At 64.6% G+C, this 24,403-nt stretch carries 26 protein-coding genes; 2 read left to right on the plus strand and 24 right to left on the minus strand.

Annotated features, from left to right (window positions below):
* Positions 1-60: 60 nt before the first annotated feature.
* The 22 genes from KFE19_00710 to KFE19_00815 all read right to left on the minus strand — a co-directional run bounded on the left by KFE19_00710 (position 61) and on the right by KFE19_00815 (position 20,813).
* Positions 61-1,185 (minus strand): aminotransferase class V-fold PLP-dependent enzyme, encoded by a 1,125-nt coding sequence (locus KFE19_00710; GenBank protein ID QUO38083.1) that lies wholly within the window; start codon positions 1,183-1,185, stop codon positions 61-63.
* Positions 1,182-1,433, minus strand: coding sequence for a DUF3343 domain-containing protein (locus KFE19_00715; GenBank protein ID QUO38084.1), 252 nt, complete (start codon positions 1,431-1,433; stop codon positions 1,182-1,184). The genes KFE19_00710 and KFE19_00715 overlap by 4 nt, the downstream gene beginning before the upstream one ends.
* Positions 1,434-2,180: 747 nt before the next feature.
* The gene (locus tag KFE19_00720) at positions 2,181-2,666 is read right to left on the minus strand and encodes a 2-C-methyl-D-erythritol 2,4-cyclodiphosphate synthase (GenBank protein QUO38085.1); all 486 of its coding nucleotides are present in this window, start codon (positions 2,664-2,666) and stop codon (positions 2,181-2,183) included.
* A complete protein-coding gene (gene ispD / locus KFE19_00725; GenBank protein QUO38086.1) occupies positions 2,663-3,391 on the minus strand; it encodes a 2-C-methyl-D-erythritol 4-phosphate cytidylyltransferase in 729 nt (242 codons plus the stop codon). Before ispD ends, KFE19_00720 begins: the two co-directional genes overlap by 4 nt.
* A gap of 22 nt (positions 3,392-3,413) precedes the next feature.
* Positions 3,414-3,908 (minus strand): CarD family transcriptional regulator, encoded by a 495-nt coding sequence (locus KFE19_00730; GenBank protein ID QUO38087.1) that lies wholly within the window; start codon positions 3,906-3,908, stop codon positions 3,414-3,416.
* A 175-nt stretch (positions 3,909-4,083) separates the two neighbouring features.
* Entirely contained in the window at positions 4,084-5,430 is a 1,347-nt protein-coding gene (locus KFE19_00735) for a butyryl-CoA:acetate CoA-transferase (protein ID QUO38088.1), read from the minus strand.
* A 250-nt stretch (positions 5,431-5,680) separates the two neighbouring features.
* A complete protein-coding gene (locus KFE19_00740) occupies positions 5,681-7,639 on the minus strand; it encodes a bifunctional 4-hydroxy-3-methylbut-2-enyl diphosphate reductase/30S ribosomal protein S1 (protein ID QUO38089.1) in 1,959 nt (652 codons plus the stop codon).
* Positions 7,630-8,277: a 1-acyl-sn-glycerol-3-phosphate acyltransferase gene (locus KFE19_00745; GenBank protein ID QUO39479.1), complete on the minus strand. Its 648-nt coding sequence runs from the start codon at positions 8,275-8,277 to the stop codon at positions 7,630-7,632. The genes KFE19_00740 and KFE19_00745 overlap by 10 nt, the downstream gene beginning before the upstream one ends.
* The gene (locus tag KFE19_00750; protein ID QUO38090.1) at positions 8,274-8,954 is read right to left on the minus strand and encodes a (d)CMP kinase; all 681 of its coding nucleotides are present in this window, start codon (positions 8,952-8,954) and stop codon (positions 8,274-8,276) included. Before KFE19_00750 ends, KFE19_00745 begins: the two co-directional genes overlap by 4 nt.
* Positions 8,955-8,971: 17 nt before the next feature.
* Positions 8,972-10,201 (minus strand): NAD(P)/FAD-dependent oxidoreductase, encoded by a 1,230-nt coding sequence (locus KFE19_00755; GenBank protein ID QUO38091.1) that lies wholly within the window; start codon positions 10,199-10,201, stop codon positions 8,972-8,974.
* A complete protein-coding gene (locus KFE19_00760; protein QUO38092.1) occupies positions 10,194-11,060 on the minus strand; it encodes a MurR/RpiR family transcriptional regulator in 867 nt (288 codons plus the stop codon). Before KFE19_00760 ends, KFE19_00755 begins: the two co-directional genes overlap by 8 nt.
* 172 nt (positions 11,061-11,232) lie before the next feature.
* Positions 11,233-11,940, minus strand: coding sequence for an rRNA pseudouridine synthase (locus tag KFE19_00765; GenBank protein QUO38093.1), 708 nt, complete (start codon positions 11,938-11,940; stop codon positions 11,233-11,235).
* 19 nt (positions 11,941-11,959) lie between these two features.
* Positions 11,960-13,060 (minus strand): D-alanyl-D-alanine carboxypeptidase, encoded by a 1,101-nt coding sequence (locus KFE19_00770; protein QUO38094.1) that lies wholly within the window; start codon positions 13,058-13,060, stop codon positions 11,960-11,962.
* A 44-nt stretch (positions 13,061-13,104) separates the two neighbouring features.
* Positions 13,105-13,500 (minus strand): GerW family sporulation protein, encoded by a 396-nt coding sequence (ytfJ, locus tag KFE19_00775; protein QUO38095.1) that lies wholly within the window; start codon positions 13,498-13,500, stop codon positions 13,105-13,107.
* A 27-nt stretch (positions 13,501-13,527) separates the two neighbouring features.
* Complete coding sequence (locus KFE19_00780; protein QUO38096.1) at positions 13,528-14,196, minus strand: DUF2953 domain-containing protein; 669 nt, start codon at positions 14,194-14,196, stop codon at positions 13,528-13,530.
* A 34-nt stretch (positions 14,197-14,230) separates the two neighbouring features.
* Positions 14,231-14,878: an SMC-Scp complex subunit ScpB gene (gene scpB / locus KFE19_00785; protein ID QUO38097.1), complete on the minus strand. Its 648-nt coding sequence runs from the start codon at positions 14,876-14,878 to the stop codon at positions 14,231-14,233.
* Between the two features lie 19 nt (positions 14,879-14,897).
* Positions 14,898-15,680: a segregation/condensation protein A gene (locus tag KFE19_00790; protein QUO39480.1), complete on the minus strand. Its 783-nt coding sequence runs from the start codon at positions 15,678-15,680 to the stop codon at positions 14,898-14,900.
* Positions 15,681-15,690: 10 nt separating this feature from the next.
* Positions 15,691-16,353: a site-2 protease family protein gene (locus KFE19_00795; GenBank protein QUO38098.1), complete on the minus strand. Its 663-nt coding sequence runs from the start codon at positions 16,351-16,353 to the stop codon at positions 15,691-15,693.
* A gap of 175 nt (positions 16,354-16,528) precedes the next feature.
* Positions 16,529-17,638, minus strand: a complete 1,110-nt coding sequence (locus KFE19_00800; protein QUO38099.1) for an S-layer homology domain-containing protein — start codon at positions 17,636-17,638, stop codon at positions 16,529-16,531.
* Between the two features lie 919 nt (positions 17,639-18,557).
* Positions 18,558-19,475, minus strand: a complete 918-nt coding sequence (locus KFE19_00805) for an elongation factor Ts (protein QUO38100.1) — start codon at positions 19,473-19,475, stop codon at positions 18,558-18,560.
* A 57-nt stretch (positions 19,476-19,532) separates the two neighbouring features.
* The gene (gene rpsB, locus KFE19_00810) at positions 19,533-20,258 is read right to left on the minus strand and encodes a 30S ribosomal protein S2 (GenBank protein ID QUO38101.1); all 726 of its coding nucleotides are present in this window, start codon (positions 20,256-20,258) and stop codon (positions 19,533-19,535) included.
* Between the two features lie 270 nt (positions 20,259-20,528).
* Positions 20,529-20,813, minus strand: a complete 285-nt coding sequence (locus KFE19_00815; GenBank protein QUO38102.1) for a YlmC/YmxH family sporulation protein — start codon at positions 20,811-20,813, stop codon at positions 20,529-20,531.
* Positions 20,814-20,972: 159 nt separating this feature from the next.
* Between KFE19_00815 and sigG the strand changes: the two genes are divergently transcribed.
* Positions 20,973-21,743: an RNA polymerase sporulation sigma factor SigG gene (gene sigG, locus KFE19_00820; GenBank protein QUO38103.1), complete on the plus strand. Its 771-nt coding sequence runs from the start codon at positions 20,973-20,975 to the stop codon at positions 21,741-21,743.
* 127 nt (positions 21,744-21,870) lie between these two features.
* Entirely contained in the window at positions 21,871-22,281 is a 411-nt protein-coding gene (locus KFE19_00825) for a PaaI family thioesterase (protein QUO38104.1), read from the plus strand.
* Positions 22,282-22,324: 43 nt separating this feature from the next.
* Here the strand turns inward: KFE19_00825 and KFE19_00830 are convergent, their stop codons facing one another.
* Positions 22,325-24,028 (minus strand): glutamine--tRNA ligase/YqeY domain fusion protein, encoded by a 1,704-nt coding sequence (locus KFE19_00830; GenBank protein ID QUO38105.1) that lies wholly within the window; start codon positions 24,026-24,028, stop codon positions 22,325-22,327.
* 83 nt (positions 24,029-24,111) lie between these two features.
* Positions 24,112-24,360 (minus strand): hypothetical protein, encoded by a 249-nt coding sequence (locus KFE19_00835; GenBank protein ID QUO38106.1) that lies wholly within the window; start codon positions 24,358-24,360, stop codon positions 24,112-24,114.
* Between the last annotated feature and the right edge of the window lie 43 nt (positions 24,361-24,403).

Consider the following 24,403-nt stretch of genomic DNA (forward strand, 5'->3'; position numbering starts at 1 on the left):
TAAAATATACCTGTGGATTGCAAGGCGAACGGGGCGAAAATTCACGGTCTGTTCAGAAAATCAGCGGAGGATCTCCCCCATGGCGGACAGGAATCGGCCCACCTCCTCCGGGGTGTTCCAATGGGAAAAGCTGGCACGGACCGTGCCCGTATCCACGGTGCCGGCGGTCCGGTGGGCCAGGGGCGCGCAGTGGAGCCCCGCCCGGACGGCGATGTCCCGCTCCGCCAGGGCCGCGGCCAGGCTTTCCGGCTCTTGCCCCTCTGCCGTGAAGGAGACCACGCCGGTCTGATCCGCCAGGTCGGGCCGGGCATAGACGCGGACGCCGGGCAGCCGCCGCAGCCCCTCCGCCGCCGCCAGAGCCAGCAGCCGCTCATGGCGGCAGATGGCGCCCTCCCCCCGGCTGCGGACAAACCGCACCCCGGCCAGGAGCCCGGCTATGCCGGGCATGTTGTGGGTCCCGGCCTCCAGCCGGTCGGGCAGGAAGTCCGGCATGGCCTGCTGGAGGGACATGCTGCCGGTGCCGCCCTCCAGCAGCGTGGCAGTCTCCACGTCCTTTCCGCACAGCAGCACACCGGTGCCCTGGGGGCCGTAGAGCCCCTTGTGGCCGGGCATGGCGATGAAGGCGGCCCCCAGGGCCGCCATGTCCAGCGGCAGCACTCCGGCAGACTGGGAGGCGTCGATGACAAAGGGGATCCCGCGGCTGCGGCACAGTGCGGCGATGGCCTCCACCGGCTGGATGAAGCCAAAGACGTTGGAGACGTGGGAACAGATCACCGCGTCGGTCTGGGATGTGACGGCCCGGGCGAAGGCGGCCTCCACGGCCCCGGGGTCGAACAGGGGCCCGGCGGCCACCGCCGTCTCCGCCCGCAGGGCCGCCAGGGGGCGGGTGACGGCATTGTGCTCGTAGCCGGAGATCACGGCCCGCCCCCCCACCGGCACCAGGGACTTGATGGCGATGTTCAGTGCGTGGGTGGCGTTCATGGTGAACACCACCTGCTCCGGGCTCTCCAGGTGGTACAGCTCCGCCAGCTCCGACCGGCAGGCGAAGGCGGCGTCCGCCGCGGCCATAGCGGCGCCATAGCCGCCCCGGCCGGGAGAACTCATGGTGGCCAGGGCGTCCGTCATGGCCCCGGACACGGTCCGGGGCTTTTGAAACGTGGTGGCCGCGCTGTCAAAATAGATCATGGGGTCACCTCCCGAAAGGTACCCCGCTGGGACAGGAATATTTGAACGGGGTTCAGCGCTTCCCCGTGAAGGACCGGCAGTGCCGCGGACAGATCGCCTGCGGCGATCTCCACGGCATAGGCGCAGCCCAGGTCCGTCAGGTCCCTGGGGGCCCGGAAGATCCGGCACCGGATGCCCGAGCGGCTCAGAGCCCGCTGCATCCGCTGGGCGTAGGTGACGGAGCGGGCGATAATCAAATAGTGCTCCACAGACACTCCTCCTCTCTCCCCATTGTATGGGGGAGCGTGCGGAAGGTGCGTGGGGGCGCGTCAGCGGGCGGACCGGGAGCTATCAGGTTGTCCCGGCAGGCCTGGATGGAGCTGTTCATTTGCCCCGGCGGGGCGGGCTTCCCGAGGGGGATCCGCCCCCATTTACAGCACCAGCGCAGTTCCCCCCGGCCGAAATAAGTTCGGCCGGGGCTACGCTAAAAACTTGCCCCCGGCAAGTTTTCTTCACGCTGCGCCGGTCCAAAAGAAAAGGCAGTCGGACGGACAGGCGTCCCGCCTGTCCGTGGAACGGGGGGCGTGCGAATCGGTCCGGCGGACATCGATAACCCCGTCGTCCCTGCGCCGGATCCCGGCAGTCGAAATACCCTGGAGCCGCATAGACGGTGCGGTGGATGGACGGGGTGCTTGTCGAATTTGATCTGCGCCTATCTCCGCGCTTTCCGTTTCGCTAGGCGCTGTCCTGGCGGTTGCCGCAGGCTTTCCCTCCTGGCGGTAGGGGCTGATGAAAGATCCGCCCGCTGTACAGGCCCTCCCGGAACTGCCGCGCCCCAAAGCCTTCCACCATGGGGGAAGGTGGCATTTGCGGAGCAAATGACGGATGAGGGGCCGCCTGCCGGCGAACTTGCGTGATCCGTCCCCTCATCAGCCGCGCCCCGGCGGGGCCCGCTGCCCCTGCCGCGCACCGGGGAGGCCGTGCCAGCGGCACGTCCTCCCCGGTGTCTCCTCATCCTATGCGTTTTTCTCCAGCAGCGCCACCGCATGGGCCGCCATGCCGGAGCCGTCGCCTGTGAAGCCCAGGCCCTCCTCGGTGGTGGCCTTGACGTTGATCCGCTCCGGCTCCACGCCCAGGGCCGCCGCCATGTTCGCTTCCATCTCCCGGCGGTAGGGGCCCACCTTGGGGGCCTGGGCCAGAAGCGTGGCGTCGATGTTCACCACGGCGTAGCCCCTCTCACCCAGGAGCCGCCCCACCTCGGAGAGCAGCTTCAAACTGGAGATGCCCGCGTACTGCGGGTCCGTGTCGGGGAAGAGCTTGCCGATGTCCCCCAGCCGGGCGGCGCCGGTCAGGGCGTCCATGACGGCGTGGATCAGCACGTCGGCGTCGGAGTGACCCAGCAGGCCCAGGCGGTACGGGATTTCCACCCCGCCCAAGATCAGCTTCCGGCCCTCTGTCAGCCGGTGGACGTCATAGCCGTGTCCGATTCGCAGATTGGTCATAGCCGCTCCTCTCTGGCCCGCAGCAGGGCCTCCGCCAGGATCAGATCCGCAGGGGTGGTGATCTTCAGATTGGTCTCGTCTCCCTCGGCGAGGTACACGGTCTTGCCCAGCCGCTCCACGGCGCCGCAGTCGTCGGTGACCGCCGCGCCGCTCTCCAGAGCCGACTGAAGCGCCGCCTTCAGCAGGTCCGCCTGGAACACCTGGGGCGTCTGGACCGCCCGCAGTGCCGACCGGTCCAGAGTCCGCTCCACGGCGCCGTCGCTCCGGACCTGCTTGACCGTGTCCTTCACCGGCACCGCCGGGGCCGCCGCGCCGCAGCGCTCCGCCAGGGCGATGACCTCGTCGATCAGCTGCGGCGTGGTCAGGGGCCGGGCCCCGTCCTGGACCGCCAGCAGCTCCGCGTCGCCGGCCTCCAGAGCCGCCAGCAGAACCGAATGGACCCGGTTCTCTCCGCCCCGGACCACCTTGGCGCACTTGGTGATGCCGTATTCCCTGCAAAGCCGGGAGATCTCTACCAGCTGGTCCTCCCGGGCGGCCACCACGATGGTGTCCACCCGGCGGGCGTTCTCCAGGGCCAGCAGGGTCCGCACCAGCACCGGCACGCCGTCCAGCTCCGTCAGCTGCTTATCCACGCCGCCCATCCGGCTGGCACTGCCGGCGGCAGCCACCAGCGCGGCGCAGCGGGGCCGCCTCGCCTCCCGGGCGCGTTTGAAAAAGGGGATCATCGCTTACCCTCCCTGTAGTTGCTCACTGGGCCTGGATGGAACTGAGGATGGCTTGGTCCACCCGGGCCTCCACCTCCGCGTATCCGGCCTCCTCGGACAGCACCAGCTCTGACAGCAGGATCTGCCGGGCGGTGTGGAGCATCTTCCGCTCCCCGGTGGAAAGGCCGCGGCGGCTGTCCCGGGTCATGAGGCACTTGATGACCCGGGCCACCTCGTAGAGGTCGCCGCTCTTCATACGGACCATGTTCTCCCGGTAGCGCTTGTTCCAGTTGCCGTTGTGCTCCACCTCCAGAGCCGGCAGCGCACCAATCAGCCGCTCCGCCTCCGGACGGGAGATCACGGACCGCAGACCGACAGCCTGAGTACTGGCAATGGGGATCTTCAGCAGCAGCCCGCCTACGGGCATCTTGAAGACATAGTAGTCCTGTGTCACACCGGCCACCTTCTCCCGGACGATGCTGTCAATGACGCCGGCGCCGTGCATGGGATGTACCACCTGGTCCCCTACGCTGAACATAGAAGCTCCCTCCTTGGGCGCCTCCCGGGCGCCCCGCCCGTCTGTCCGCTCATACTCCATCTAGTTTATTATACCGGCTTTTCCATCGCTTGGCAAGCCGGTTTCCCCATCCTTCCGGCCTTTCAGGCGGTAAAAAAGGCGTCCGGCATGAGCCGGACGCCCTGAAAAATTGGAATCAGCGCTTGTTGGAGCGGCGCCAGATGTGCATTTTCTCCGCCTGCGCAATCAGTTCCTCGCGGAACTGGGGATGGGCGATGGCGATGAGGCCCTCGGCCCGCTCCCAGGTGGACTTGCCCTTGGCGTTGAACTTGCCGTACTCGGTGACCACATAGTGGAGGTTGGTGCGGGTGGCGGTGACCACGGAGCCCTCCAGCAGCGTGGGACGGATGCGGGACTTGAGCTGGCCGGTCTTCTTGTCCATGTAGGCGGAGGAGCAGCAGATGAAGCTCTTGCCGCCCTTGGCCAGATATGCGCCCATGACGAAGTCCTGCTGGCCGCCGGCACCGGAGATGTGGTGAATGCCGGAGGACTCGGAGCTGACCTGGCCGTACAGGTCCACGTCCACAGCGCCGTTGATGGAGATGAAGTTGTCGATCTGGGACACCCGGGCGATGTCGTTGACATAGCTGACGGGAGCGGCCATGCACTCGGGGTTGTTGTTGAGGAAGTCATAGAGCTTCTGGGTGCCGGCGGCGAAGGCGTAGGTCTGACGGCCCCGGTCAAAGGGCTTGCAGGCGCCGGTGATGCGGCCGGCCATGGACATATCCACGAAGGCGTCCACGTACATCTCGGTGTGCACGCCCAGGTCCTTCAGGTCGCTCTCGGCGATCATCTTGCCGATAGCGCTGGGCATGGAGCCGATGCCCAGCTGCAGGCAGGCGCCGTTGGGGATCTCGGGCACCACCAGGTTGGCCACGGCCAGGTCGGTCTCGCTGGCCTCGCCGGAGCCGCCCAGGACCTCCATGGGAGGATTCTCGCCCTCCACGATCATGGTCACGTCGTCGATGTGGACGCAGTTTTCAAAGCCGCCCAGGCACACGGGCATGTTCTTGTTGACCTCCACGATGACGGTCTTGGCGCACTCACACACGGCCTTGAGGTGAGAGCCGCCGGGGCCGAAGTTGAACCAGCCGTGCTCGTCCATGGGGGCCACCTGGAACATGGCCACATCCAGGGTCTTGATGCAGTTGCGGTAGTAGCCGGGCAGCTCGGAATAGCGCAGAGGGATATAATAGGAGAAGCCCTCCGCCACAGCCTTGCGCTCGATACCGCTCATGTGCCAGGAGTTCCAGGCAAAGTGGTCGGCGGCGTTCGGCACGTCAAAAATAGCGGGGCGGTGGGTCAGGATGCCGCCGCGGATGTTGATGTCCGTCAGCTCCCCCATCCGTTTGGCCAAAGCCACGTCCAGCGCATTGGCGGAACATACGCTCCAGCCATAGTCCAGCCAGTCTCCGGACTTGACGACCTTCACCGCCTCATCGGCGGTGGTCAGCTTCTGCCGGTAAGCCTCCTGATAGCTCATCTTGATTTCCTCCCAATCAAATTCGTGCCCCGCTGCGCCGGGGCGTTGTATGGCAAAGTTGTATGATGTCTGTTGCGTGGTCAGATTTCACATCGTCAAGATTATAACATAGGGTTTCTGCCTTTGCAATCCTAACCGTGAAAAAAATCACAAAATTTTCAAAAATTTACGAAACCGCCTGTCCTTCCCTCTTTCGGCGTAAAAAAGGCGGGCCCGCAGACACGGGCCCGCCCTTGGCGGTTTGATTGGATTACTCCTCCACGGGGGCCTCGTCGGCCTCATCGGCGGCGGGGCTCAGCAGAGCACGGATGGACAGGGAGATCTTCTTCTTCTCCTCGTCCACGGCGGTGATCTTGACGTCCACCATCTGACCCTCGGACAGCACGTCCTCAGGCTTGTCGATGCGGCGGTCGGCGATCTGGGAGATGTGGATCAGGCCGTCCACACCGGGCACGACCTCGGCGAAGGCGCCGAAGGTCATCAGCTTGACGATGCGCACGTTGGCCACGTCGCCCACGGAGTACTTGTCCATGAACACCTGCCAGGGATCCACGCTGTGGTCCTTGACGCCCAGGGAGATCTTGTGCTTCTCGGGGTCGAAGGAGATGACATAGACCTCCAGCGTGTCGCCCACCTTGCAGACCTCAGAGGGGGTCTTGATGCGGCTCCAGCTCAGCTCGGAGATATGTACCATGCCGTCCACGCCGCCGATGTCCACGAACACGCCGTAGCTGGTCATGGACTTGACGGTGCCGGTGTAGTGCTTGCCGACCTCGATGTTGGCCCACAGCTCGGCCTGAGCGGCCTTGCGGGCCTCCTCGGACACGGAGCGGATGGAGCCGACGACCCGGCGGCGGGCGCGGTTGACCTCAGTGATGCGCAGCTGGACCTTCTGGCCCTTCATGGCGGACAGATCCGCGCCGCGGGGCTGGCCGCTCTGGGAGGCGGGAACGAACACCCGCACGCCCTTGACGGACACCACGATGCCACCCTTGTTCTCCTCGGTGACAGTGCCCTCCAGGACGGTCTTGTCCTCCACGGCCTGCTCGATGTTCTCCCAGACCTTGGCGGCGTCCAGACGCTTCTTGGACAGTTCAGCGTAGCCCTCCACGTCGTTGACGCGGACGACCCAGGTCTCGATCTCGTCGCCCACGTGGACCAGATCCTCAGGCTTGACGCTGGGATCGTCGCTCAGTTCGCTGAGCTTGATGTAAGCGGCCTGCTTGGCACCCACATCCACCTGGACCTCGGTGGGGGTGATGGCCGTGACAATGCCGGTCACCCGGTCACCGTTATTTAAAGTTTTGAAAGACTGATTCAGTAATTCCTCGAAGGACTCCTCTTTGCCCTCGGCCGCTTTGATTTCTTCACTCATGGCTGCATATACCTCCTTAATGATGCCCGCAGGCGTGGATGCGCCGGCCGTAAGACCCGCAACAGAGCAACCATTGAACAAATCCGGCGAGAGCTCGTCCGCGCGTTCGATCTGAACCACGCTTGGGCATCTCATCATGCAAATTTCCGTCAAATGTTTGGTGTTGGCGCTTTTACGGTCTCCCACCACAACCATCACGTCCGCCCTGGCGGCGATTTCGGCCGCTTCTGACTGACGCTGATGCGTAGCATTGCATATTGTATCAAAAATTTTTACGTTTGTACACTCTTTTTTTAGGATTTTGCAGGAAGTTTCAAAAAGTTCACGAATGCAGGTGGTCTGAACCACTACCGTCAGAGGGATTTCCCGGTTTTTCGGATCGGCGGCCAGCCACATTTTTACTGCCTCGGGCCCGTCAAACACCACCGTGTCCCGGCCCCAGCTGGCAACGCCCTGGACCTCCGGATGGTTGGGATCTCCGATGACGGCGGCCCGCCGGCCCTCGGCCTCCGCCTGAGCCACCAGCCGCTGGATGCGCATCACGTTGGGGCAGGTGGCGCTGACGGTCCGGACACCCCGGGCCTCCAACTCCTCCAGAACGCTGCGCCGTTCCCCGTGGGAGCGCAGCACCACCGTCTCCCCGGCGGGGATCTCCTCCGGCCGGTCCGTCTTGCGGACGCCCCGGCGGCGCAGATCCTCCACCACGGCGGTATTGTGGATCAGGTCCCCCAGCATCCAGCACCCGCCGCTTTCCGCTGCGGTCTCCTCCGTCAGGGCCACCGCCCGGCGCACGCCGTAGCAAAAGCCCGCGCTCTTGGCCAGGATCACGGACACAGGGGCTCACCTCCCACACTCTGGCCTCCCAGGGCATAGGCGGCGGCCAGGATCTCATCGGCGGCCCGCTGCATCTCCTCCGCCGTGCCGTGACGGCCGGAGTAGACCGGCGTGTAGGGCTTGCCGAAGATGATGCGGGTGCGGTGGAAGGGGCGCTTCTTTCCATCTACGAATACCGGCACCATGGTGGCGCCGGCGCGGACGCCGATCACCGCCACGCCGCTCTTGGCCCGGGCGGGCTTGCCGTCCACAGTTCCAAGACCCTTTCGGATCACGGTCCCCTCCGGGAAGATCAGCAGATTGTCTCCGGAGCGGATGGACTGGATGGCGGTGCGGACCGACTCGATGTCCGTGCCGCCCCGCTTGACTGGGAAAGCGCCCACCTGCCGCAGTATCCAGCCGATGAACCGGTTGCGGAACAGCTGCTCCTTGGCCATGATGTGCAGCCGGTAGTTGACCGGCAGCTTCAGCGCCACCAGCACCGGGTCCCAGTTGCTGGAGTGGTTGGGGCACAGCAGCACGCCGCCGTCAGGCAGGTCCTCCAGTCCCTCCACGCGGACCGGGTGCAGGATATCCAGCAAAAAGCCCACCACGTAATACGCCGCGTGGAACAGCGCGCTGAGAGGCTTTTTCTTCACTTCTCCAGTTTCTTCCGTATGATGCACAGCAGCGCCTCCTCGCTCTCTTGAAAATTCAGCTCCGTGGTGTCCAGCACCACGGCGTCCTCCGCCTGGCGCAGGGGCGCCGCGGCCCGATGGGTGTCGTTGTAGTCCCGCTGGCGGATCTCCTCCAGGACCTGCTCATAGGGCTGCGGGGTCCCCCGCTGCTCCAGCTCCCGGACCCGGCGCTGCGCCCGGGCCTCCGCCGAGGCGGTGAGGAACACCTTCACCGCCGCCTCCGGCAGCACCACGGTGCCGATGTCCCGGCCGTCCATGATGACACTGTGCTCCCGGGCCAGCTGCCGCTGCATCTCCAGGAGGTAGTCCCGCACCGCCGGGTGGGCCGACACGTCGGAGGCGTACCGGGACACCTCCGGCAGCCGGATGGCGTCGGTCACGTCCTCCCCGTTCAGATACATCCGCTGGAGCCCGTCGGCCCCGTAGCGCATCTCCACCCGCAGCTCCGGCAGCTCCGCCGCCACGGCGGCGCCGTTTTTCGGATCGACGCCCGCTTTCAAAATGTGGTAGCCGATGGTCCGGTAGATGGCGCCGGTGTCCACATATACATATCCCAGCCGCCCGGCCGCCGCCCGGGCCAGGGTGCTCTTCCCGGCGCCGGAGGGGCCGTCAATGGCCACGCTGATGATCTCGCTCATAGTCTGCGTTCTCTCCTTCATTCTTCTGTGCCCGCCGCGGCGCGGCCGGCCGCCCGGCCCGTGGCCCAGGCGATCTGCAGGTTGAAGCCGCCGGTGTAGGCGTCCACGTCGATCAGCTCGCCTGCAAAGTACAACCCCTTTACAATCTTTGACTCCATGGTTTTCGGGTCGATCTCCGACACCTTCACGCCGCCGGAGGTGACGATGGCCTGCTCCACCGGGCAGGGGCCCTCCACCTCCACGGTGAAGTGCTTGAGCAGGCGCAGCAAAGCCTGCCGCTGCTCCCGCTTGAGGTCGTGGACCTTCTGATGGGAAGGGATGCCGCTGCGCTCCACCACCGCGCCGATCAGCTTCTGGGGCAGCAGGTCGTTCAATGCGTTGCAGAAGTCGTGGTTGGCGTATTTGGTGAAGTCCGACACCAGGCGCTTATCCAGTGTGGATTCGTCCAGGGCGGGCTTGAGGTCGATCTCCAGCCGGTAGGCTTTTTTGCCGAAGTGACGCATATGGGCCGAGGCGGAGAGGATCAACGGCCCGCTGAGGCCGAAGTGGGTGAACAGCAGCTCCCCGAAGTCCGTGTAGAGCTTTTTGTTGTTCTCGTAGACCGTCAGTCCCACGTTTCGAAGGCTCAGGCCCTGAAGGGGCGCGCAGTCCGGCGCCAGAAGCGGCACCAGGGAGCCCCGCAACTCCGTCACCGTATGACCGGCCTGGGCCGCCAGACGGTGGCCGTCGCCGGTGGAGCCGGTGGCAGGATAGCTGACGCCGCCGGTGGCCAGGATTACGGCCTGGGCCGGATACGTCCCCTTCTCCCCCGTCACGCCGGTGACGGCGCCGTCCGCTGTGGTCAGGTCCGCCGCCCGGTCCCGGACCAGCTGCACGCGCAGCCGCCGCAGCCGCCGCTCCAGAGCGCCGCTGACGTCAAAGGCCCGGTCGCTGACCGGGAACACCCGGTTGCCCCGCTCAGTCTTGACGGGCACGCCCAACTCTTCGAAAAAGGCCATGGCGGCCCGGCCGTCGAACCGGGAAAAGGCGCTGTACAGGAACTTGCCGTTCCGGGGGACGTTGGCCAGCAGCGTCTCAAGGTCTGCATTGTTGGTGATATTGCACCGGCCCTTGCCGGTGATGTTCAGCTTCTTGCCCAGCCGCTCGTTGGGCTCCAGCAGCGTCACGGCGGCGCCGCTCTCCGCCGCACAGATGGCGGCCATCATCCCGGCGGCTCCGCCGCCGATCACCACGATCCGCTTACTCATCGTCCATCTTCCCAAACACGCCGTACTCGTTCCAGATGTCCTCCAGGTCCGCGAAGGTGCGGGACACGTCGGAGCGCATCCGGTAGCCGATGGCGATGAGCAGCGCGTTGATCAGGGACATGGGCGCCACCATGGAGTCCACGAAGGAGATCATCTCGCTGGGGGCCAGCAGGGCGTCGTCCGCCATCTGGTACACCGGGGAGAGCTCGTTGTCGGTGACGGCGATGACGGAGGCGCCCCGGTCCTTTGCAAATTTCACGGTGTTCATGGTCACCTTGGAGTACCGGGGGAAACTGATGGCGATCATCACATCCTCCGGCCCCACCCGGAACAGCTGCTCGAAGATCTCCCCGGCGGCGTTGGACTGGACCAGGGTGACATTCTCGAACAGCAGGTGGAGGTAGAAGTTCAGATAGCCCGCCACGAAGGTGGACGAGCGCACGCCCAGGATGTAGATGTGGCGGGCGGCCATGATCCGGTCCACCACCCGGTCGAACTCCGCCCGGTCGGCCTCGTCGGTGACCACCCGGAGCTTGTCCATGTCGGACTGGATGACTGCGGACAGGATGTCCTGGTTGCTGAACAGGTCCCCGGCGGCCTGGATCCGCTGGGTGGAGGTCAGCCGGGAGCGGATCATCTCCTGGAGAGCCCGCTGCATGCTGGGATAGCCGTCGTAGCCCAGCTCCGAGGCGAAGCGGACCACCGTGGACTCGCTGACGCCCACCAGACGGCCCAGCTTGCTGGCAGTCATGAAGGCCGCCTTGTCGTAATTTTGCAGGATGTATTCGGCGATGCGCTTCTGGCCCTTGGAAAAGCCCCGCATGCCGCTCTCGATGATATGTAAGATACTCTTTGCCACGGTCCCATCCTCCGTCTCCTGACCCCGTTCCGGGGGTGCCGCGCCGGGCGCGGCCGTTCCAGCGTATTGTACCACAAATCCCCGTGAATTCAAACCCTGTTTTGCAGGATTTCTTTCACACTCCTGCAAAATGCCCTCTGCGGCCGTGAAAAGCAACGGAGCCGGAGGGCCTTCACAGGCCCTTCAGCTCCGCGATCTCCTCTTCCATTAAGTACCGCCACTTCCCCGGCGGCAGGTCTCCCAGGGTCAGGGTGTGCTCCCGGACCCGGCGCAGCCGCTTGACCCCCAGGTCGCACCGGGCGCACATCCGCCGGATCTGCCGGTTTTTCCCCTCGTGAATGGTGATCTCCAGCTCCGCCGTCCGCTCCCCCTGCCACAGGCATTTCACTCGGGCAGGGCGGATGGGCTCCCCCCGCAGGTCCCGAATGGCAGCAAGTTTTTCCGCCGCCCCGGCCACCGGGCCGTAGACCTGGACGTGGTAGGTCTTGTTCACCTCGTGGCTGGGGTGCAGCAGCCGCGCCGTCAGGGCGCCGTCGTTGGTCAGCAGCAGCAGTCCCTCGGAGTCCAGGTCCAGCCGCCCCACCGGGTACACCCGGACACCCACATCCGCCGTCAGCTCCGCCACCGTTGGCCGGCCCTGCTCGTCGGAGAGGGTGGTGACATACCCTCTGGGCTTGTTGAGCATCAGGTAGACCATCTGCTCCGGCCGCCGCAGGGGCGCGCCGTCCACGCAGATCTCGTCCCGGTCCGGGTCCGCCTTCTGGCCCAGCCGGGCGGTCTCGCCGTTGACCGTCACCCGTCCGGCGTTGAGGTAGTCCTCCGCCGCCCGCCGGGAGCAGACCCCGGCGGCGGAGAGCAGCTTTTGCAGCCGTTCTTCCATCGTTTTCTCTCTTTCTCTGTCACTGGGGGAAGCCCCGCCGCAGCAGCGCCATGGCGCTCTCCACGGCCGGAGGCACGTCAGCCCCGCACACCAGGGCCGCCCGGCCCACCTCTTTGCCGTTCACGGAGAACACCGCCTCCCCCGCCGCCGTCCCGGCGGTCACCGGGGCCGTCAGAGGGCCGGTCAGCGCCAGCTCCGTCTCCAGGGTCTCCCCCTCCGCCAGGGGCCAGGCAAAGCCCGCCGCCGCGGCCAGGGGCACCGTGTCCGCCGCGCCGCCCAGCACCGGCGCCGTGTCCAGGATCTGGCCCGGCACGGCGGCCCGGCAGGCCGGGTAGGCGGAAAAGCCGTACTCCAGCAGGGCCTCGTGGTCCGCCCAGTCGTTGCCGTCCTGAAGCGTCACCGCCACCAGCCGCTGGCCCGCCCGCTCCGCGCAGCTGACCAGGGTCCGGCCCGCCGCCTGGGTGTAGCCGGTCTTGAGGCCGATGCAGCCCTCCACCAGGTTCAGCAGCTTGTTGTGGTTGGACATAGTCCGTCCGCCGATGGTGACGCTTTTGGTGGAGGCGATGCGGACCAGGGTCTCATTCTCCACCGCCGCGCAGGCCAGGCGCGCCATATCCCGGGCGGTGGAGTAGTGCAGCTCGTCGTCCAGGCCGTTGGGGTTGGCGAAGGAGGAGCCGGTCATGCCCAGCTCCTCCGCCTTTTCGTTCATGAGCCGGGCAAAGCCCGCCTCGCTGCCGGCGATGTGCTCCGCGATGGCCACCGCCGCGTCGTTCCCTGAGCACAGCAGAAGGCCGTAGAGCAGCGTCTCCAGCGTCAGCTCCTCCCCCTCCTTGAGGTACATGGACGAGCCCTCGGTCCAGGCGGCCGCCCGGCTCACCGTCACCGTGTCGCTCAGATCCCCCTCCTCGATGGCCACCAGGGCCGTGAGGATCTTGGTGGTGGAGGCGATGAGCATTTTCGCGTCGGCGTTGTGCTCGTAGAGCACCCGGCCGCTGTCCACGTCCATCAGGATCGCGGACGAGGCGGAAGTGCTCACCGCCAAGGACTGACAAGGAAATATACTGCACAGGACAAGCACTGCCGTCAGGCAGGCCGCCCACCGTCGGAAAGGGGTACGCAAACGCCATCACCTCGCGCAAAATCAGTGATGGTAGTATACCCCCGTCAGCAGGTCTGATCTTCCTTCTTTTTGTCGAAATATTTTTCCACTTTCTCCATCAGGTCCGGCACCATCTCCACCACACGGTCCAGGGTGGTGGACGCAGGCACCGCCACCGGCAGCACCCGGGTGGTGCCCTCCTTGATGACCAGGAAGGCCACCGGATCGATCTTCACGCCCGCGCCGGCGGCGCCGCCGAAGTCCTTGGGCTGGACCTTGCCGTAGTCCGCGCCGCCGCTGCCGAAGCCGAAGCTGACCTTGGAAATGGGGATCAACGTCACGCCGTCCGGCGTGGTGATGGGCTGGCCGACGATGGTGTTGGTGTCCACCATCTCATGGATCTTCTCCATGGTGGAGCGCATCAGATCGTTGAGAGGGGCCTTTTTTTCCATATTGTCCATTTAAAACCATCCTTTCTTGCGCCGCGCTCAGGCGGCATCGGTATGCGCACATTCCCGCTTTTCCTCAGCGGGCGTCTGTTTCTTCATCAGGGCCGACAGCCACCGCAGGGCCGGAACGGCCACGCCGAAGGCCACGGCCACCGCCGTCCCGATCCGCACCGAGGCGCCGATCTCACCGGCCCAGCGGGTGGCGGGGCTGTCGAAATCCAGTCCGATGTGGACGCTGGGGTCTGGGACGCGGACCAGCTCCTCCAGGGCGGGCATGATATTGTACATGGCCCCGCTGGCCCAGCCGTAGACTTCCGCCCCGGCGGCGGGGTCCTCCGCGGCGCCGATGGTGACGGAGACCGTCATGGGGTCCAGACGGACGCTGCGCCGGGTGCGGCCCAGGGCCTTTTTCAGCGGCGGCCACATGGTCTGCGCCGCCTCTTTCACGTCCGTCGCCGTCACCTTGGGAAAGGCGGGCTTTTTCTCCTCTTTTTCCGATTTTTTCGGACGTTTCTCCCGCTTTTTTGCCTGCTGGGGCTTTTGTCGGGGTTCTTTTTCCGGCTCCCCGGTCAGAGGGATGCGGAAGGGGCCGATGGTCAGCACCGCCGCCGGCGGCGCCTCCCCGAAGCGCACCCGGACGCCGATCCGGGTACGGCAGATCAGCACCGCCAGTACGATCAGGATGCCCAAAATCCACAGCCAAATCACAGCGGCGCCTCCTTTCCATCCGCCGTGCCCCCGCTCAGGGCAGCTCCGGCTCTCCGGTCTCCTCTGCGGCGGGACCCGCGGTCTCCGGCGTATCGGCGCCGGTGATCTCCGCCAGCTCGGCGGGGTCCACGATCTCGCCGTTTTCGCTAATGCGCATCTGTCCCTCGCCGCCCAGGTCCGGCATCTCCGGCAGGTCGTCCAGGCTGTTCAAATGGAAGGCCCGCAGGAAGTTCCGGGTGGTCCGGTACAGGTGGGGCCGGCCCGGCACCTGGAGTCTGCCGCACTCCTCGATGAGCTTGCGCTCCAGCAGCAGTCCGATGGTATACGCGCTGTCCACGCCCCGGATCTGGTCCACGTAGGCCCGGGTGGTGGGCTGATAGTAGGCGATGATGGTCAGCACCTCCAGCGCCGGCTGGCTCAGCCGGGCGGGCTTGCGGATCTCAAAGGCCTTGCGGATCACGTCGGCGTAGTCCGGGGCCGAGCACATCTGCCAGCTGTCCTCCATCCGCACCAGGCGCAGCCCGCGGCGCTCGTAGGCATAGGTGTCCATCAGCTTCTGGAGCACCTGCTCCACCGTGGGCCGGTCCAGGTCCAGGGCCACGCAGACCCGGTCCGTCTGTACCGGCTCGCCGGAGGCGAACAGGATGCCCTCGATGGCGGACTCCACTTCTCTCATTTCCACGGGGCGTCTCCCCTCCTCATCAGAATTTCAGGTCCTCGGGCGCATCGCCGGCCTGGCGGACGGTGCAGTCCGTCTCGGACCCGGCCAGGTGCAGCACGTGGGCCCGGCACAGCTCCAGCACCGCCAGGAAGGTGGCCACTACCTCGCTGCGGCTCCGGTTGCCCCGGAACAGCAGCAAAAAGCGGGTGACGCCGTGGCGTTTAAGCCTTTGCAGGATCTCTTTCGCCTTGCTCTCCACGGGATAGGGCTCGTGGCGGACGATGGCCTGGAAGGCGGACTGGGGCGGCGGCAGGCGCCGCTCCGCCCGGTTCTGGATCTCCGCCATGGCCAGCACCAGGTCCGCCGGCTGCTGGTGGTATTCATAGATCTTGCCCCGCTCCACCGGCTCGGGGTCCCGGGTGAGGATGTTGCGGCCAAACTCCCCCATGGGAGCCAGGCGCGCGGCCATGGCCTTGATGCGGCCGTAGCTCTCGCTGCGGCGGCGCTCCTCCAGGGACTGGATCAGGGCGTCCATTTCGCTCTGGGCCTCCTGGTCCTCAATGGAGAGGAGCATCCGCGTCTTGATGTACACCAGATGGGAGGCCATGGTGACGAATTCGCTGGCCACCTCCAGGTCCATCTTCTGCCGCTGCTCCAGCCATTGGAGGTACTGGTCGCAGATCAGGGAGATGGAGATGTCCTGGATCTCCATTTTGTTCTTGCCCAACAGGAACAAAATCAGATCCAGGGGGCCCTCAAAGTCCTGCATCTCCTCTTCCCGGCCCCGGACCACTTTTTCCAGTTTGAATACGGGGTTTTCCAATCCAGTCACCTCAGCCAAAGATCAGCGTGACGAACACGCCGTAAACCGCCATCATGCCCCGGCTGATGATGCCGCCTCCCACGCCCAGGAAGGACAGCACCAGCAGCAACGCGAAGCCGTACCGCTCGTAGCGCAGCTGGACCCAGTACAGCCGGTCCGGCAGCAGCGCCCCCAGCACCTTGGACCCGTCCAGAGGCGGAATGGGGATCAGGTTGAACACCCCCAGGCCGATGGAAAGCGGCGCCAGGGTGTACAGCAGAAATTGCAGCAGCTGGTTCCAGCCTGCGGTGTCCGGAGAGTAAAGGTAGACCGCTTTTGCGGCCAGAAGAGCCAAAAACGCCAGCAGCAGATTGCTGACGGGCCCCGCCAGGGCGGTCAGCGCCATACCCCGCTTGGGGTGCTTGAAGTAACGGGGGTCCACCGGAACGGGCTTGGCCCAGCCGAAGCCCGCCATGAACATGAACAGCAGGCCGAACCAGTCGATATGGCGCAGCGGGTTCAGGCTGATCCGGTGGCGGCTCTTGGCAGTGGGATCCCCCAGAGCCAGGGCCGCCAGGCCGTGGCAGGTCTCATGGACCGTCAGACAAAGAAAAACCGCGGCCACCCGCAAGACCGCGTCCCACATAGAGGAAAAGTCCAGGGCCTGGAACAGTTGATGTAAATAATGCGACATGGCAGCTCCTGTCATCATAGCCTAAAAGATACGGTTATTATACCAGCTTCTCCCCTGCAATACAAGGAAAATCCCCGGATTTCTGACTGTGAAGTCCCGAAAGAGACAGGGCTGCCGGTAACGGCAGCCCTGTTCTCTCCATACTCTTGCTTATCAAAACCCCGGAAAAAAAACCTCAAAAATAGGGGTGCTGATAGGGCGCCGGCTCCGGCCCGCAGTAGAGGCCGTAGGCGTCGCAGATCCAGTAGGACCCGTCGTCCATTTTGACCCGGCACCACTGGTGGCTCCACTGGTTCTCGTTGACGTGCTCGTAGGCGATGCCCAGGATGTTCAGGCACAGTCCCGTGGCCCGGGTGCAGCCTGCACAGGAGGACACACCCGCCACGAAGTAGCCGTAGGGATCGTTGTAGTGGGCCGTGGAGGTGGTATAGGATACCTTTCCGCTGTCCACCATCTGCCGCAGCGCTACGGCGATTCCGTAGAGCTGGTCCTCCCGGGGCAAGTCCGCCAGCGGCGTCACCAGCTCCACCGCCGCATTGTAGGCCGCCTGGAATTCCGCATCGGTGCACTTCTTTTTCAGGCTGGTCAGGTTTTGCAGCTTGTTCACCGCCACCGGCTGGAAGGGCGCCTTCTCCAGAGTGATGGCCTTGCGCAGGCTCGGGTCCGCCATGCGGCCGATGATGGCCGCCGCGGCGCCCCGGGTGATGTAGCTGAAGGGCGTGAAGGTACCGAGGGCGTCGTTTCCGGTGAGGACGCCGGCATCGTAGAGCCGGTACACCGCCTCAGCGTAGCCCGCCTCCTCCGGCACGTCGGGGATGGCGCCGTCCTCGATGTCGCTGATGACCGGCAGGGCCTCGTCCGGCAGGGCGCTGCCCAGGATCATGGCAAAGGCCGCCCGGCTCACGGGCACATCGTAGGCATCGTACTTCCAGAGGATGCCGTTGTCCGCCGCGTAGGTCAGATAGGACTGATACCAGGGATCGGCGGCGGCAAACTCCGCCCAGTCGCCCACATAGCCGCTGTGGAGACGGCAGGCCATGACGATGGCCTGGGCCACGGTGAGATTGCTCTCCGTGTCAAAGTAGGTGGCGGTCTTGCCGCCCATGATGCCGTACTCATAGGCGACCTGGACGTTGGCGGCGCACCAGAGATCGGCGGTCACGTCGGTGAACTGGCCCGGCGTGTAGGTGTTGACCTTTTTCAGGCTCCCCCCTGCCGCCAGGGCCGTGACGCCCAAAGACGCCGCCAGCACAGCCGCCAGCAGCAAAGAGACAAACTTTTTCATGAAATTCCCCCTCACATTCGTGCTCCGGACAGAGCCTGTCCGGGATCTTGTTCCATTGTAGCAGACTGGAAGATGTTGTCAATGGGAAGTTTCGCTTTCCGGAAGGATGGTCCGGGTATTGCTCTTTGCGTCCGGCGGGACGGGCGGGCGCAGGCTCCCTGCGGGGGGACCGGCCCGCCGGGGGCGCGGGGGTCCGCGGGGAATGCTCCCCCCATTTTCAGCGCCAGCGTAGCCCCGGCCGAACCTATTCGGCCGGGGCTACGCTAAAAACTTGCCCCCGGCAAGTTTTGTTATCGCTGCACCAGTCCAAAAGAAAAAGCGCTTTGACGAAGATACGGTCCGTTCGAGCCGCATCTTCGTGTAACGGGGGTCTTGCGAATCGGTACGGCAGAAATCGGGACTCCCGTCGACTCTGCGCCTTACCCTGGCGCTTGAAGAGCCCGGCCCCCGCATAGCAACCTTGGCGGATGACCGGAGTGATTGTCGGATTTGACCTGCTCCGATCTCCGCGCGTTACGCTCTGCTACGCGCTGCCCCGGCAGTTACTGACGACCTCCCCGTTTGCCGCAGGGGCGGATCCTGTATCCGCCCGCCATCCCGAGGTCCGCAGGCGCGTATTGGGAAGAAGGAAACGGAGTGGGCGCTTTCGCACCCGCTCCTGTCGGTTCTGTATGAGAGGCTCAACCCTTCACCATGGAAGCGATCTCCTCGGCGAAGTTCTCCTGCTTCTTGCTCCCCAAAGGGCCAGCGCCCTTTGGGGGCCCCTCGATCTCACTCAAATCGCCAGGCGGAGCCCGGCGATTTCAAGGTTTTTGCCTGGGGCTAAAACGCTTGGACGCCGCATACGCGGCGGGCATCGAGAAGAAGGAAACGGAGCGGGCGCTTTCGCACCCGCTCCTGTCGGTTCTGTATGAGAGGCTCAGCCCTTCACCATGGAGGCGATCTCCTCGGCGAAGTTCTCCTGCTTCTTCTCGATGCCCTCGCCCTTCTCGAAACGGACGGCGTCCTTGAAGGTGACGCTGCCGCCCAGCGCCTTGGCGGCGGAGGCGATATACTTCTCCACGGTCATGGAGTTGTCCTTGACGAACTCCTGCTGCAGCAGGCAGTTCTCGGCATAGAACTTGTTCAGCTTGCCCATGACGATCTTCTCGCGAACGGCCTCGGGCTTGCCGGCCATCTTGGGGTCGTTCTCCATCTGGACCATCATGATCTTCTTCTCCTCGTCCAGAACGTCCTGGCCCACCTGGCTCTTGTCCCAGAAACGGGGATTCAGAGCGGCGATCTGCATGGCGACATCCTTGCCGATCTCCTCCACCTTGTCGGCGGAGAGGTCGGTGGTCAGGTTCACCAGCACGCCGATCTTGCCGCCGGCGTGGACGTAGGGAACGGAGATGCCGTCAGCGAAGCGGGCAAAGCGGCGGACCTTGATGTTCTCGCCGATGACCAAGACCATCTCCTGCTGCTGCTGGGTGACGGTCAGGTCGGTGCCGTCGTACTTGCACTCCATCAGAGCGTCCAGGTCGGCGGGGTTGGCCTTGGCCACGGTGGCGGCCACGCCCTTGACGAAGTCCACGAACTTCTCGTTCTTGCCCACGAAGTCGGTCTCGGCGTTGACCTCGACCACGACGCCCACGCCGTCCACCACGGTGGCGTAAGCCATGCCCTCGGCAGCGATGCGGCCGGCCTTCTTGGCGGAGGCGGCCATGCCCTTCTCACGCAGCCACTCGATCGCCTTGTCCATATCGCCGTCGGAGGCGGTCAGAGCCTTCTTGCAGTCCATCATGCCCACGCCGGTCATTTCGCGCAGGTTCTTCACATCTGCGGCAGTAAAAGCCATTTTCGATTCCTCCATATATTTGGTGTCAGGCGTCCGCGCCTGATGAAAGCGTCTTGCTTACTGAGCGTCCTCAGCGGCCTCCTCGGTCTGCTCGCCCTGCTTGCCCTCCAGCACGGCGTTGGCCATGATGGAAGAGATCAGCTTGATGGCGCGGATGGCGTCATCGTTGCCGGGGATCACATAATCGATCTCGTCGGGATCGCAGTTGGTGTCGGCGATGGCGACCACGGGAATGCCCAGCTTGTGGGCCTCGGCGATGGCGTTGCGCTCCTTGCGGGTGTCCACGATGAACAGGGCGCCGGGCAGCTTCTTCATGTCCTTCACGCCGCCCAGGTACTTCTCCAGCTTGGCAATCTCGCCCAGGTGCTTCATGACTTCCTTCTTGGGCAGCATGTCAAAGGTGCCGTCGGTCTGCATGGTCTTGAGCTGGTTCAGGCGGTCCACGCGGGTGCGCATGGTCTTGAAGTTGGTCATCATGCCGCCCAGCCAGCGGGCGTTGACGAAGTACTGGCCGCAGCGGGTGGCCTCCTCGCGGATGGCGTCCTGGGCCTGCTTCTTGGTGCCCACGAACAGCAGGGACTGGCCGCTCTCAGACAGCTGACGAACGAAGTTGTAGGCCTCCTCCAGCTTGCGGACGGTCTTCTGCAGGTCGACAATGTAGATGCCGTTGCGCTCGGTGTAGATATAGGGAGCCATCTTGGGGTTCCAACGACGGGTCTGGTGACCGAAGTGGACGCCCGCCTCCAGCAGGGCCTTCATGGATACGACGCTAGAATTTGCCATAGTGTTTTGTTCCTCCAAATCTGATTTAGTTGTTACCTCTAGCCGTTTCCTCCCCTCTGCCAACCCGGTCGGGGCACAGACAGAGAGTCCGCGGCTATGCGGAATGCTGAAATATCATACCACAAGGATGGACCGGATGCAAGTATTTTTTCCCAAAACTCTGTAAAAAATCCTGGATAAAACGGCGTTTTTCCCGCCCCTGCGGCCAGGGAGCGGCGGCGGGCGCGGAAAAGGACCGGAGCGCACTCCGGTCCTCCCTGTCCCGCCTCCCTAAAATCGCCGCCTGCGGCGCTCCGGCGGAGGCGGCGGCCCCCGCTGGATGGGCTTGTCGATGAGGATGATGTCGTCCCCGATCCGCTGGATGCACTCCCAGGGGATGTAATACTCCTCCCTGGGGCCGAAGAGGCCGAAAAAGCGGCAGGGGCCGTAGACCACCACAGCCACTACCTGGCCCTCCGGCACCCGTACCTCCACGTCCGACACGCACCCCAGGCGGCAGCCGTCGCAGATGTTGATGACCTCCTTGCAGCGGAGGTCCCGGAGTCTGCACTGCATCGCCGCACCCCCTTCCCTTCTCCAAGGATATGCGGCGGCGGGGCCGTCCCAGTACCGCGCCCCTTGTCCCGGAATGTGACAAAAGCTCCCAGTATAGGAAACCGCGCCGCGGCCCATACTCACCAGTAAAGTCTCAGGTGCTGAGGAGGCCGCGAATTGATGCAGGGAAAAGTGGAGATCGCCGGAGTCAACACCGCAAAGCTGAAGGTGCTGAAAAACGACGAGACCATGGCGCTGCTGCGCCGGGTAAAAGAAGGGGATCAGAGCGCCCGGCAGGAGCTGATCGAGGGGAACCTCCGGCTGGTGCTGTCGGTGATCCAGCGGTTTTCCAGCCGGGGCGAGAACGCCGACGATCTGTTCCAGGTGGGCTGCGTGGGGCTCATCAAGGCCATCGACAACTTCGACATCAGCCAGCCGGTGCGCTTTTCCACCTACGGCGTGCCCATGATCATCGGTGAGATCCGCCGGTATCTCCGGGACAACAGCGCCATCCGGGTCTCCCGCTCCATGCGGGACACCGCCTACCGCATCCTCCAGGTCCGGGACCGCTTCCTCACGGAGAATCAGCGGGAGCCCACCGTGGAGCAGATCGCCAAGGAGCTGAACATCCCCCGGGAGGAGGTGGTGTTCGCCATGGATGCCATCGTGGACCCGGTGTCCCTCTACGAGCCGGTGTACTCCGACGGCGGCGACGCCATCTGCGTGATGGACCAGGTCAGCGACAACCGCAACAACGATGAGAACTGGACGGACCTGATCGTTCTGAAGGAGGCGCTGAAAAAGCTGGACGACCGGGAGCGGCGCATCCTCTCCCTGCGCTTCTACGAGGGCAAGACCCAGATGGAGGTCAGCGCCGAGGTGGGCATCTCCCAGGCCCAGGTGAGCCGCCTGGAAAAGGGCGCCATCAACACCATCAAGAAGCACCTTTGAGGCCGGTCCGAAGGGGCTTTGCGCCTGTACGGCCCGGCCCCCGCCCGCAGGAACCATTTGACCTCTCCCGCTCCTTTGTAGTACACTGAGCATGAATTGAAACAGCAAACTGCAAAGGAGCGTTTTGATGGACCTGGAAAAATTGAAAGAATTCCGCAACTCCAACAATCCATACGCCGCCCTGCTGGGTATCCGGGTGGAGGAGATCGGCCAAGGCACCGCCCGGGTGTCGCTGCGCCTGGAGGATAAGCACTTCAATCCCGTGGGCGTGCCCCACGGCGGTGTGTACTTCTCCATGGCGGATACCGCCTGCGGCTCCGCCATGGCCTCCCACGGCTACTACGCCGTCACCGTCAACGCAAGCTACGACTTCCTCCGCAGCAGCCGCGCCGGGGACACGCTGACCGCTGTGGCTACGGAGGTCAAGGGCGGCCGGACCCTCTGTGTCTACGGCGTGCGCATCACCAACCAGGAGGGCACCCTGCTGGGCAGCGGGACCTTCACCTTCTATAAACTGGACCGGGAGATCGAGCTGTAAGCGGACAAAAGAACGCGGAGCGCACAGCGCTCCGCGTTTTTTATCACTTCTTGAACCCGTCCTTGAGGCTGACGCTGCGGTTGAACACCAGGTGCTCCGGAGAGGAGTCCTTGCTGTCCAGGCAGAAATAGCCCAGCCGCATGAACTGGAAGCTGGCGGGAGCCACGGCATCAGCCAGACAGGCCTCCACCTTGCAGCCGGAGAGGACTTCCAAGGAGTTGGGGTTCAGACACTCCATAAAGTCCTTGTCCGCCCCGTCCGGGTCCGGATCGGTGAACAGGTTGTCGTACAGCCGGACCTCCGCGTCCACGGCGGTGGCGGCGTCCACCCAGTGGAGCGTCGCTCCCTTGACCTTGCGGCCGTCGGCGGGATCGCCGCCGCGGCTTTCAGGATCGTAGGTTGCCAGGACCTCGGTCACATTGCCGTCCTCATCCTTGACGCAGCCGGTGCAGGTGATGAGGTACGCGCCCTTGAGGCGGCACTCCGGCCCGCCGGGGAACAGGCGCTTGTACTTGGGCACCGGGGTCTCCAGAAAGTCATCGGCCTCGATCCACAGGTGACCGGAGAAGGCCACCTCCCGGGTACCGGCCTCCGGATCCACGGGGTTATTCTCCACGGTGACGGTCTCCGTCTTTCCCTCGGGGTAGTTGGTGATGGTGAGCTTGATGGGCCGGGTAACGGCCATCACACGCCGGGCGGTGGCGTTCAGATCCTCCCGCAGGCAATGCTCCAGGAAGGCGTACTCCACCACGTTGCTGGACTTGGTGACGCCCGCCTGCTCACAGAAATTCCGGATGGAACGGGGCGTGTAGCCCCGGCGGCGCAGGCCGCAGAGGGTGGGCATCCGGGGGTCGTCCCAGCCGGAGACCACGCCGTCCTCCACCAGGCGGCGGAGCTTGCGCTTACTCATGACCGTGTGGTCCAGCCCCAGCCGGGAGAACTCGATCTGACGGGGCTTGTGATAGGGGATGGAGAGATTGCTCACCACCCAGTCATACAGGGGGCGGTGGTTTTCAAATTCCAGGGAACAAAGAGAGTGGGTGATCCCCTCCAGAGCGTCCTCGATGGGATGGGCAAAGTCGTACATGGGATAGATGCACCACTTGGTCCCCTGCCGGTGGTGGGGCAGGTAATTGATCCGGTAGAGCACCGGGTCCCGCATGTTGAAATTGCCGCTGTTCAGGTCGATCTTGGCCCGCAGGGTCATGGCGCCCTCCGGGAACTCCCCGGCTCGCATCCGGCGGAACAGGTCCAGCGACTCCTCCACGGGCCGGTCCCGATAAGGGGAGGTAGCGGGCACGCCGATGGTGCCGCGGTTGGCCTTGAACTCCTCGGGGGAGAGCTGGCAGACATAGGCCAGTCCCTTGCGGATCAGTTCTTCGGCATACTGGTACATCTGCTCGAAATAGTCGGAGGCGTAATAGAACCGGTCCCCCCAGTCAAAGCCCAGCCAGTGGATGTCCTCCTGAATGGCCTCCACGAACTCCTCGTCCTCCTTGGTGGGGTTCGTGTCGTCCATCCGCAGGTTGCAAAGACCGCCATATTTCTCAGCGGTGCCAAAATCGATGGTCAGGGCCTTGCAGTGGCCGATGTGCAGGTAGCCGTTGGGCTCCGGCGGGAAACGGGTGTGGACGGTCATGCCCTCATACTGTCCGCCGGGGCCGATGTCCTCCTCGATAAAGGTATGGATGAAGTTGCGTCCGCCCTCCGGAGTCTCCTCCGGGGCGATGATGCGGTCCTCCGCCATGCGCTGTCAATCCCTTCCTGTTGAGATTTGGTCGTAGTCGTTTTATTATACCGGCTCCCGTCGCAAATTGCAAGAGGGACCGCTCACGACAGCAGCCAGTCCTCCACCACGTCCCGCAGCCCCGTCGGGGTCACGGCGCACCGGCGCAGCTTCTCCAGCAGGGCCAGGGCCCGGCTCTGGCTCACCGTGACGCCGCTGATGGCCTCCATCTGGCCGAAGCCCTCCAGCTGTACGCCGTAGTTCTCCCCCAGGCCCTCCACCTCCTCCACCAGCAGGTGGTAGCGCACCGTCCCGCCGCCCAGGCGGCAGTCTCCCATGTACACGCTCCGCATGTCGTCTCCTCCCCTGTTCGCCTTGCAGGCAGATACACACAGG

This window comes from Dysosmobacter sp. Marseille-Q4140, from assembly GCA_018228705.1.
Taxonomy (GTDB): Bacteria; Bacillota; Clostridia; order Oscillospirales; family Oscillospiraceae; genus Oscillibacter.